Origin of the sequence: Streptomyces wedmorensis (genome assembly GCF_000716445.1) — a bacterium.
GTDB classification, from domain to species: Bacteria; Actinomycetota; Actinomycetes; order Streptomycetales; family Streptomycetaceae; genus Streptomyces; species Streptomyces wedmorensis.
The window spans coordinates 19606-30135 of record NZ_JNWK01000077.1 but is presented as its reverse complement, the minus strand read 5'-3'; the positions used below and the strand labels follow the sequence as shown (position 1 = coordinate 30135).

Annotated in this window: 8 protein-coding genes; 7 read left to right on the top strand and 1 reads right to left on the bottom strand. The window is 71.6% G+C overall.

What is annotated here, in order from left to right; translation table 11 throughout:
- Positions 1-404: 404 nt before the first annotated feature.
- The 6 genes from surE to OO54_RS36830 all read left to right on the top strand — a co-directional run bounded on the left by surE (position 405) and on the right by OO54_RS36830 (position 8603).
- On the top strand, positions 405-1475 hold the full coding sequence (gene surE, locus OO54_RS36855) for a 5'/3'-nucleotidase SurE (RefSeq protein WP_051787689.1): 1071 nt from the start codon (positions 405-407) through the stop codon (positions 1473-1475).
- Positions 1476-1612: 137 nt separating this feature from the next.
- The gene (locus tag OO54_RS36850) at positions 1613-2281 is read left to right on the top strand and encodes a spermidine synthase family protein (protein ID WP_033211338.1); all 669 of its coding nucleotides are present in this window, start codon (positions 1613-1615) and stop codon (positions 2279-2281) included.
- A gap of 85 nt (positions 2282-2366) precedes the next feature.
- Positions 2367-3104 (top strand): response regulator transcription factor, encoded by a 738-nt coding sequence (locus OO54_RS36845; protein WP_017236227.1) that lies wholly within the window; start codon positions 2367-2369, stop codon positions 3102-3104.
- 26 nt (positions 3105-3130) lie between these two features.
- Positions 3131-4222, top strand: coding sequence for a HAMP domain-containing sensor histidine kinase (locus tag OO54_RS36840; RefSeq protein WP_051787687.1), 1092 nt, complete (start codon positions 3131-3133; stop codon positions 4220-4222).
- A 331-nt stretch (positions 4223-4553) separates the two neighbouring features.
- Entirely contained in the window at positions 4554-8330 is a 3777-nt protein-coding gene (locus OO54_RS36835) for a multifunctional oxoglutarate decarboxylase/oxoglutarate dehydrogenase thiamine pyrophosphate-binding subunit/dihydrolipoyllysine-residue succinyltransferase subunit (protein ID WP_033211337.1), read from the top strand.
- Between the two features lie 87 nt (positions 8331-8417).
- The gene (locus OO54_RS36830) at positions 8418-8603 is read left to right on the top strand and encodes a DUF6104 family protein (RefSeq protein ID WP_024761804.1); all 186 of its coding nucleotides are present in this window, start codon (positions 8418-8420) and stop codon (positions 8601-8603) included.
- A 48-nt stretch (positions 8604-8651) separates the two neighbouring features.
- Here OO54_RS36830 and OO54_RS36825 read toward each other — a convergent pair whose 3' ends face one another.
- Positions 8652-9506: a hypothetical protein gene (locus tag OO54_RS36825; protein WP_033211336.1), complete on the bottom strand. Its 855-nt coding sequence runs from the start codon at positions 9504-9506 to the stop codon at positions 8652-8654.
- Between the two features lie 150 nt (positions 9507-9656).
- On the opposite strand from OO54_RS36825, the gene OO54_RS36820 reads away from it, so the two are divergent.
- Positions 9657-10529: a DUF4097 family beta strand repeat-containing protein gene (locus OO54_RS36820; protein ID WP_033211335.1), complete on the top strand. Its 873-nt coding sequence runs from the start codon at positions 9657-9659 to the stop codon at positions 10527-10529.
- The last annotated feature ends 1 nt before the right edge of the window (position 10530 follow it).

The window sequence follows — 10530 nt, the reverse complement described above, 5'->3', positions numbered from 1 at the left end:
TACAGTGCTGTCGCGAGGGTTTCGAGGTCTGTCGTCACAAACGGACCAACGAGACCCTCGCTTCATGCGCCCGAAGACTTCGGACTTACTCGTCTAGGGCACATCCGGCCCTGATCCGCCGGGCAGGCCCCAGGGCCTGCCCGGAAAGCAGGCCGTCCGCCCGGAGGGCAGGGCTCGCGCGCCGCGAGCCAGGCGGGGCTTTCCGGACAGGGCCTGGGTCCTGCCCGGAGAGCCCCGCCGCCCGGCCGAGGTCCCGGGACCCGATCCGCCCGGTCACCGGGCCGGCGCACCCCCAGACCGCGGGGTACCTGAACGACCCCGCGCACGATCCGGGGCCCTCCCGTGGGGGGCGGGGCCCCGGATCTCCCCCCCTGCCCGCATGTCATGCACCTGAAAGGTTCTCCATGCGTACGTACCTCGCCCTGTCCGCGGCCGCCGCCGTACTCGCCGGAGCCGGCGCCACCGCCTACGCCACGACCGCGGACACCGCCGCGCCCGGCCCCGCCCGCCCGCTCGCCGGGATGCGGATCCTGATCTCCAACGACGACTCGATGCAGGCCGCGAAGGCGAGCAACTCCGACGGCCTCGGCCTGTACGAGCTCCGCCGCGCGATGTGCGCCGCCGGAGCCGACGTCGTCGTCATGGCCCCCTGGCAGGTCCAGTCCGGCAAGGGCACCGCCGTCACCAACGGCGGCGTCCTCACCGCCCAGCGCCGCACCACCCTGCCCGCCGGGTACGAGGGAGACTGCGCCCAGGCCCCCTCCGCCGGTGCCGTCTACGGCGTCTGCCTCTCCGCCGGCCCCTGCACCAAGGACTCCCCGTCCGCCACCCCCGCCGACACCGTCAAGCTCGCGCTCCGCGCCGGGCTCAGAGCCAAGGCCGGCTGGACCGAGGCCCCCGACCTCGTCCTCACCGGCATCAACTCCGGCCCCAACGTCTCCGCCAGCGTCAACGACTCCGGCACGGTCGGCGCGGCCGTCGCCGCCGTGGACCAGGGCGTCCCGGCCCTCGCCTTCTCCTCCTCCGGCGACGAGAGCCAGCTGAACTTCCCCCGCGTCAACTACCGGGCGCACGCCGAGTTCGGCGCCCGGCTCGTCGCCGGACTGAAGCAGCGCGGACTGCTGACCCCGAAGTTCGCCCTGAAGGTCGACTACCCCGACGTCAGCGCCGGAGCACCGGCGAAGGCCCCGGTGTGGACGCGCGTCGGCGACGGCGCGGTCGTCCACCACGCCTTCGAGCAGCGCGGGGACGGCGACTCCTTCGACATCGCGCTCGGCCTCTGCCCGCTGGACGGCGGCGGCGAGGGCGAGTGCGCCGAGGGCCGCGCGGACGCCGACTCCACCTGGCTGCTCGACAAGGGGCACGTCACCATCGCCCCGATCACCTGGGACCGCACGTACGGCAGCCCGGTCGACGCCCGCCGCGAGCTGAACCGGATCGAGCACTTCGTGAAGCACGAGTCCCCCCGCCCCTGACACCGCCGGCCCGCGCGGCCCGGCGCCGCGCGGGTCCACTCCGTGACGATCCGACTCCGAAACGTGTTTGTCCCGGCCGCCCCGCCCGGCGAGGATGGCCGGGACCGACTGCCGAGACGAGAGCGGATAGAACGACGATGTCCTCCCCCTTGACCCTCGACCGCCGCGAAGGACCGTACGGAGAGGTCGTGCTGCGCCGCCGCGCCGAGCACTTCGAGATCATCGCCAACGGCACCTTCCTCATGGACACCTCCGACGGGCGCTCCGAGCGCCTCCTGATCGACGCGGCCCAGGCCGCCCTCCCCGCGGAGTCGCGTTCCGGCGCCTCCGTCCTCGTCGGCGGCCTCGGCGTCGGCTTCTCGCTGGCCCATGCCGCCGCCGACCCCCGCTGGGCCCGGATCACCGTCGCGGAGCGTGAGGAAGCGATCATCGAGTGGCACCGCCAGGGGCCGCTCGCGGCGATCTCCGGGGCCGCGCTCGCCGATCCGAGGACCGTGATCCTGCACACGGACTTGATGGATTACCTCCGCACTTCGCCCGACACCTACGACGCACTCTGCCTCGACATCGACAACGGCCCCGACTGGACGGTCACCGAGGACAACGAATCGCTGTACGCGGCCGAGGGGTTGGCGGCCTGCGCGGCCCGCCTGAACCCGGGCGGCGTCCTCGCCGTGTGGTCCGCCCGCCCCTCCGCGGATTTCGAGGAGTCGTTGCGGAATGCCGGATTCAGCGGGGTACGGACGGAAGAGATCCCCGTTGCCCGGGGCGTCCCCGACGCGGTCCACCTCGCCGTACGTCCCTGATGGCGCCGGGACGGCTCCTGGATAGCCGGGACGCCGCCGGTACCTCTAGGCTGCTGAGCCGACATCGGCGACGCGAGGCGGGGCAATGGAGCAGACACACACCACTCACCACGGTGCGGCGGCCACTCCGGGGGCCCAGCGGCGCGTCCTGGTGGTCGAGGACGACGCCACGATCGTGGAGGCGATCTCCGCGCGGCTGCGCGCCGAGGGCTTCCTCGTGCAGACCGCGACGGACGGCCCCGCGGCCGTCGACGCGGCCGAGGCCTGGCAGCCGGACCTGATGGTCCTGGACGTGATGCTGCCCGGCTTCGACGGCCTCGAGGTGTGCCGCCGGGTCCAGGCCCAGCGCCCCGTCCCGGTCCTCATGCTGACCGCCCGCGACGACGAGACCGACATGCTGGTCGGGCTCGGCGTCGGCGCGGACGACTACATGACCAAGCCGTTCTCGATGCGCGAGCTGGCCGCCCGGGTGCACGTGCTGCTGCGCCGGGTGGAGCGGGCCGCGCTGGCGGCGGTCACCCCGCGCAGCGGGATCCTGCGGCTGGGCGAGCTGGAGATCGACCACGCGCAGCGCCGGGTCCGGGTCCGGGCCGAGGACGTGCACCTGACCCCGACCGAGTTCGACCTGCTCGTCTGCCTGGCGGGCACCCCGCGGGCGGTGCTCTCCCGCGAGCAGCTCCTGGCCGAGGTGTGGGACTGGGCGGACGCGTCGGGCACCCGGACCGTGGACAGCCACATCAAGGCGCTGCGCCGGAAGATCGGAGCCGAGCGGATCCGCACGGTCCACGGCGTGGGGTACGCGCTGGAGACCCCGGCGCCGTGAGCCGGCCGGGGCCGGGGAGGCCGCACGTGGGACAGGGACCGCACCGGCCGCGACGGCCCCGCCGGATCGTGATCTCGATCAAGACGAAGCTGGGCGCCCTGGTCGTCGGGGCGGTCCTGCTGACCTCCGCCCTCGCCCTGGTGGCGATCCGGACGTCCACGGAGTTCCGGTACATCACGGTCTTCGCGATGATCGCGACCCTGCTGATCACCCAGTTCGTGGCGCAGTCGCTGACGGCCCCGCTCGACGAGATGACGACGGTGGCGGGGTCGATCTCGCGCGGCGACTTCAGCCGCCGGGTGCGGGGCGCGGACCGGCGGGACGAGCTGGGCGACCTGGCGTCGACCATCAACCGCATGGCGGACGACCTGGAGGCGGTCGACCGGCACCGCAAGGAGCTGGTGGCCAACGTCTCGCACGAGCTCCGCACCCCGATCGCCGCGCTCCGGGCGGTCCTGGAGAACGTCGTGGACGGGGTCTCCGAGGCGGATCCGGAGACCATGCGGTCGGCCCTGAAGCAGACCGAGCGGCTCGGCCGGCTGGTGGAGACGCTGCTCGACCTGTCACGTCTTGACAACGGTGTCGTGGCGCTGCGGGCGAGTCGTTTCGAGGTCTGGCCGTACCTGTCGGGGGTGCTGCGCGAGGCGAACCTCGCCGCCTCCCAGCGTGGCCTGTCCTCCACCTCGGGGCTGCACAACCGGACGGACGTCCACCTGCACCTGGACGTGTCGCCGCCGGAGCTGGTCGCGCACGCGGACGCGGAGCGGCTGCACCAGGTGATGGCGAACCTGATCGACAACGCGGTGAAGCACTCGCCGCCGCACGGCCGGGTCACGGTCCGGGCCCGGCGCGGCCCGTACCCGGACTCGCTGGAGCTGGAGGTCGAGGACGAGGGTCCCGGCATCCCCGAGTCGGAGCGGCACAAGGTCTTCGAGCGGTTCAACCGCGGCTCGGCTCCGCACCGGCCCGGTCCGGGCAGCGACGGGGGCACGGGGCTCGGCCTGGCGATCGCCCGCTGGGCGGTGGATCTGCACGGCGGCGGGATCGGCGTGGCCGAATCGTCACGTGGCTGCCGCATCAGAGTCACTCTTCCGGGCAACCTTCGCCCGAGAGATTGACGTAGGGTTCGAACCGGAAGCGCACGTTCTGCGTATACGTGAGCGGGACCTGCGTGTACGTGAGCGGACCTGCGCCTCCGTGATCGGCACCTGCGTGCACGTGAGCGGGACACGATCAGGGATGCGGCCGAAGGGGGCCGTGCCCGCGCTTTCCCGTACCCTCACACCGACGGAACCACGGTTGTTTCCCGCCATTCACGGCCCCGAAACACCCCGTCAAGTGTGACTTGCGCGACGTTGGAGTGCCCGGCCTGCACCTCTCGGCCGGACAGGCGTAGCCTTTATTTCCGCTGTCCATCACCTTGCGAAGCGGAAGAGGGCGGTTGCCGCCGTGTCGTCTCAGTCCCCCAGTACCCCGAGCTCCCCGGCCGACCAAGACGGGGCGGGCGTGAGCCCCGCCGCCGCCTTCGGCGCCAACGAGTGGCTCGTCGACGAGATTTACCAGCAGTACCTCCAGGACCCGAATTCAGTCGATCGTGCCTGGTGGGACTTCTTCGCCGACTACAAGCCCGGAGCATCGGAGACCCCGGCCGCCCCGGCCGCCACCACTCCGAGCGCGCCCGCGGCGCCGCAGGCGGGCCCCGCACAGGCCGCGCCTTCGGCTCCCGCGGTCGTCCCGGCCCCCGCGCCCGCCCCGGCCGCGGCTCCGGCCAAGCCGGCCGCGGCCCCCGCGCCGGCCGCCGCGAAGCCCGCCGCCGCTCCGGCCGCGGTCAAGGCCGCTCCGAGCACCGAGGCCCCCGCCGGCCCCGAGCTGATCACCCTGCGCGGCCCCGCCGCTGCGGTCGCGAAGAACATGAACGCCTCCCTCGAGGTGCCGACGGCCACGTCCGTCCGCGCCGTCCCGGTGAAGCTGCTCTTCGACAACCGGATCGTGATCAACAACCACCTGAAGCGCGCCCGGGGCGGGAAGATCTCCTTCACGCACCTCATCGGCTACGCGATGGTGCAGGCGATCAAGGCCATGCCGTCGATGAACTACTCCTTCGCGGAGAAGGACGGCAAGCCCACCCTGGTCAAGCCGGAGCACGTGAACTTCGGCCTCGCGATCGACCTGGTGAAGCCCAACGGCGACCGCCAGCTCGTCGTCGCGGGCATCAAGAAGGCCGAGACGCTCAACTTCTTCGAGTTCTGGCAGGCGTACGAGGACATCGTCAAGCGGGCCCGCGTGGGCAAGCTGACGATGGAGGACTTCACCGGCGTCACGGTCTCCCTGACCAACCCCGGCGGCCTCGGCACCGTCCACTCCGTGCCGCGTCTGATGCCCGGTCAGTCGGTCATCATGGGCGTCGGCTCGATGGACTACCCGGCCGAGTTCCAGGGCACCTCCCAGGACACCCTGAACAAGCTGGGCATCTCCAAGGTCATGACCCTGACCTCGACGTACGACCACCGGGTCATCCAGGGCGCCGCCTCCGGCGAGTTCCTGCGCGTCGTCGCCAACTACCTCCTCGGCGAGGAGGGCTTCTACGACGACATCTTCAAGGCCCTGCGCATCCCCTACGAGCCGGTCCGCTGGCTCAAGGACATCGACGCGTCGCACGACGACGACGTCACCAAGGCCGCGCGGGTCTTCGAGCTGATCCACTCCTACCGGGTCCGCGGCCACGTCATGGCCGACACCGACCCGCTGGAGTACAAGCAGCGCAAGCACCCCGACCTGGACATCACCGAGCACGGCCTCACCCTGTGGGACCTGGAGCGCGAGTTCGCGGTCGGCGGCTTCGCCGGCAAGTCGATGATGAAGCTCCGCGACATCCTCGGCGTGCTGCGCGACTCGTACTGCCGCACCACCGGCGTCGAGTTCATGCACATCCAGGACCCGAAGCAGCGCAAGTGGATCCAGGACCGCGTCGAGCGCCCGCACTCCCGCGTGGAGCGCGAGGAGCAGCTGCGGATCCTGCGCCGGCTGAACGCGGCGGAGGCCTTCGAGACCTTCCTGCAGACGAAGTACGTCGGCCAGAAGCGCTTCTCCCTGGAGGGCGGCGAGTCCGTCATCCCGCTGCTCGACGCGGTCATCGACTCGGCCGCCGAGTCGCGCCTCGACGAGGTCGTCATCGGCATGGCCCACCGCGGCCGTCTGAACGTCCTGGCGAACATCGTCGGCAAGTCGTACGCGCAGATCTTCCGCGAGTTCGAGGGCAACCTCGACCCGAAGTCGATGCACGGCTCCGGCGACGTCAAGTACCACCTGGGCGCCGAGGGCACCTTCGTCGGTCTCGACGGCGAGGAGATCAAGGTCTCCCTGGCCGCCAACCCCTCGCACCTGGAGGCGGTCGACCCGGTCCTGGAAGGCATCGTCCGCGCCAAGCAGGACGTCATCAACAAGGGCGGCACGGACTTCACCGTCCTGCCCGTCGCCCTGCACGGTGACGCGGCCTTCGCCGGCCAGGGCGTCGTCGCCGAGACCCTGAACATGTCTCAGCTGCGCGGCTACCGCACCGGCGGCACGGTCCACATCGTCATCAACAACCAGGTCGGCTTCACCGCCGCCCCGGAGTCCTCGCGTTCCTCGATGTACGCGACCGACGTGGCCCGCATGATCGAGGCGCCGATCTTCCACGTGAACGGCGACGACCCGGAGGCCGTGGTCCGCGTCGCGCGGCTCGCCTTCGAGTTCCGCCAGACGTTCAACAAGGACGTCGTGATCGACCTCATCTGCTACCGCCGCCGCGGTCACAACGAGGGCGACAACCCGCAGTTCACCAACCCGCAGATGTACAACCTGATCGACAAGAAGCGCTCGGTGCGCAAGCTGTACACCGAGTCGCTCATCGGTCGCGGCGACATCACCCTCGAAGAGGCGGAGCAGGCGCTCCAGGACTTCCAGGGCCAGCTGGAGAAGGTGTTCGCGGAGGTCCGCGAGGCCACCAACGCCCCGGCGTCCACGACGGTCCCGGACGCCAAGGCCGCCTTCCCGGTCGGCGTCACCACCGCGGTCTCCCAGGAGGTCGTGAAGCGGATCGCCGAGTCGCAGGTCAGCATCCCGGAGCGGATCACGGTCCACCCGCGTCTGCTGCCGCAGATGCAGCGCCGTGCCGCCTCCATCGACGACGGCACCATCGACTGGGGCTTCGGCGAGACCCTCGCCATCGGCTCCCTGCTGATGGAGGGCACCCCGGTCCGGCTGTCCGGCCAGGACTCCCGCCGCGGCACCTTCGGCCAGCGCCACGCGGTCCTGGTGGACCAGGAGACCGGCGAGGACTACACCCCGCTGCTCTACCTGACCGACGAGCAGGCCCACTACAACGTCTACGACTCGCTGCTCAGCGAGTACGCGGCGATGGGCTTCGAGTACGGCTACTCCCTGGAGCGCCCGGACGCCCTGGTCATCTGGGAGGCCCAGTTCGGTGACTTCGTCAACGGCGCGCAGACCGTCGTCGACGAGTTCATCTCCTCGGCCGAGCAGAAGTGGGGCCAGACCTCCGGCGTCACGCTGCTCCTGCCGCACGGCTACGAGGGCCAGGGCCCGGACCACTCGTCCGCGCGCCCGGAGCGCTTCCTCCAGATGTGCGCCCAGGACAACATGACGGTCGCCATGCCGACGCTGCCGTCGAACTACTTCCACCTGCTGCGCTGGCAGGTCCACAACCCGCACCACAAGCCGCTCATCGTCTTCACCCCGAAGTCGATGCTGCGTCTGAAGGCCGCGGCGTCCAAGGTGGAGGAGTTCATCACCGGCGGCTTCCGCCCGGTCATCGGCGACACGACGGTCGACCCGGCGGGCGTCCGCAAGGTCGTCTTCTGCGCCGGCAAGGTCTACTACGACCTGGAGGCCGAGCGTCAGAAGCGCGGTGACACGGAGACCGCGATCATCCGTCTGGAGCGCCTGTACCCGCTGCCGGGTGCCGAGCTCCAGGCCGAGATCGCCAAGTACCCGAACGCCGCGAAGTACATCTGGGCGCAGGAGGAGCCGGCGAACCAGGGTGCGTGGCCGTTCATCGCGCTGAACCTGATCGACCACCTGGACCTGGCGGTCGGTGCGGACATCCCCGCGGGCGAGCGCCTGCGCCGGATCTCGCGTCCGCACTCCTCCTCCCCGGCGGTCGGCTCGGCCAAGCGCCACCAGGCGGAGCAGCAGCAGCTGGTCAACGAGGTCTTCGAGGCCTGATCGACCTTTCCGCACCGCGTGCGGGAGGAGGCCCGGCATCCCCGAGGGGGTGCCGGGCCTCCGGCGTTTCCGGCCTATCCTGATCGCATGTACTTCACCGACCGTGGCATCGAGGAACTGGAGAAGCGGCGCGGCGAGGAGGAGGTCACCTTCGAGTGGCTCGCCGAGCAGCTGCGGACCTTCGTCGACCTCAACCCCGACTTCGAGGTGCCGGTCGAGCGCCTCGCGACCTGGCTGGCCCGTCTGGACGACGACGAGGACGACGACGAGTAGGAAAGCCCGCCCGGCGTCGGGATCACCGCGCCCGAGGCGGCGCCGGGGTCACCGCTCCGACGGCCGGTCGCAGGCGAGTCCGAGCATCCCGTGCGCGACGAGCAGCGCGCCGGCCGTCGCCCAGCCGCCGGAGCGCCGGCCGATGCCCCAGGCGAGCAGCGGCGCCCCCGCGGCGAGCTGCACCGCGCTCAGGGCCCGCGCCTTGGGCGCGCGCAGGTACGGGCCGAGGGGTCCCTCGGTCACCGAGTCGAGTTCGGCGCGCACGGCGTCGCCGCCCCAGGCCCTCAGCTTCGTCAGGGCGGGGGAACCGCCGTCGACGGGCCATTCGAGCTGTTCGGCGCCCTGGGCGAGGGCGACGGAGCGGAGCCGGTCGGCGCTGTCGCCGGGGGCGAGGCCGGTCGGCAGGGCGAGGCCGGCGCGGGCGAGGACGGCGACGACGCCGACCAGCCGGGTGTGGGCGTCGGCGTCCTGGTCGGGCTCCGTGAGCGGTTCCAGGGCCTGCACGTCGAGGACGGGGTCGAGGGCGAGCCGTGCGGCGAAGGTGCGCATGGCCTCGTCCTCGCCGGCGGGGGTGCCGTCGGCGAGCCAGGTGTAGCCGACGGTGCGGCGGAATCCGGCGGCGAGCGTGAGTCCGGCCCGCTCACGGTCCCACCACAGCGCGACGACCGGCCAGGTGGCGGCGGAGACCGCGAGCGCGGTGGCCCAACCGGTGACGACCTGTTCGACCGGCTCCCCGCCGTGCAGCCACGGCTTGCCCTCGGGTACGAGCACGGTCCAGTCGGTGCCCGCGGGGGCGAGGAGCAGCTGTTCCCTGAGCAGTCGGGCCGGTGGGCGGACCGCCGGGGGATCGGCGCGGCAGAGCAGCAGCGCCCCGACGGGGTTTGGTCCGGATGTCGCGTTCATGCCCCTACGCTAGGGCAATTTGTCCGCGTACGAGGGCAATTGCCCCCCACCCTGTCAGGGAAGAGTCAGGGTTGACTTCCCTTCACCGCGATATATCGTGTCTATCGAAAGACGCGATATGTTGCGTTGCCGAAACGGGAGGTCAGCACCATGACAGAGTGGTCCGTCACCGAGCCGACGAAACTCGCGCCGGCCGACCCCGTGACGCGCCTGCAGGTCCGCATCGTCAACGGCGCGGTGAACGTGGTGGGGACCGACGAGAGCTCCGTCCGCGTCGAGGTCTCCGAGATCGAGGGCCCGCCTCTGATCGTGTCGCAGGACGGCTCGACCCTGACCGTGAGCTACGAGGACCTGCACTGGAAGAGCATCCTCAAGTGGCTCGACCGCAAGGAGTACCGCCGCCGCGCCGTCGTCTCCGTCGCCGTGCCGGCGGGCGTCGACGTCGAGGTGGGGGTCGTCGGCGCCGAGGCCGTCGTCTCCGGGATCAGCGGGCGCACGGAGGTGCGCGGCGTCACGGGCGACACCACCCTCCTGCGGCTTTCCGGCCCGGTCCGCGCCGAGAGCGTCTCGGGCAACCTGGAGGCGCAGTCGGTGACGGGCGCCCTGCGGGCCAACTCGGTGACCGGGGACGTCACGGTGATCGAGGGAGCGGGCGCCTCGGTGAAGGCCGACACGGTCAGCGGCGACATGGTCGTCGACCTCGACCCGGCCGAGCTCGACGGACCGCCCGCGGACATCCGGCTCACCAGCGTCTCCGGCGAGGTCGCCATCCGGCTGCCGCACCCGGCGGACGCCCGGGTCCAGGCGAGCACCACCAGCGGCTCCGTGTCGAACGCCTTCGAGGACCTGCGCGTGGGAGGCCAGTGGGGCACGAAGTCCATCACCGGCACCCTGGGCGCGGGCCGGGGCACGCTCAAGGCGACCACCGTCTCCGGCTCCATCGCCCTGCTCCGCCGTCCCGAGGCGGACGGGGACACCGCCACCCACTCGCCCGCCCCCTCCGCGACCGGAAAGGTGCTCTGAC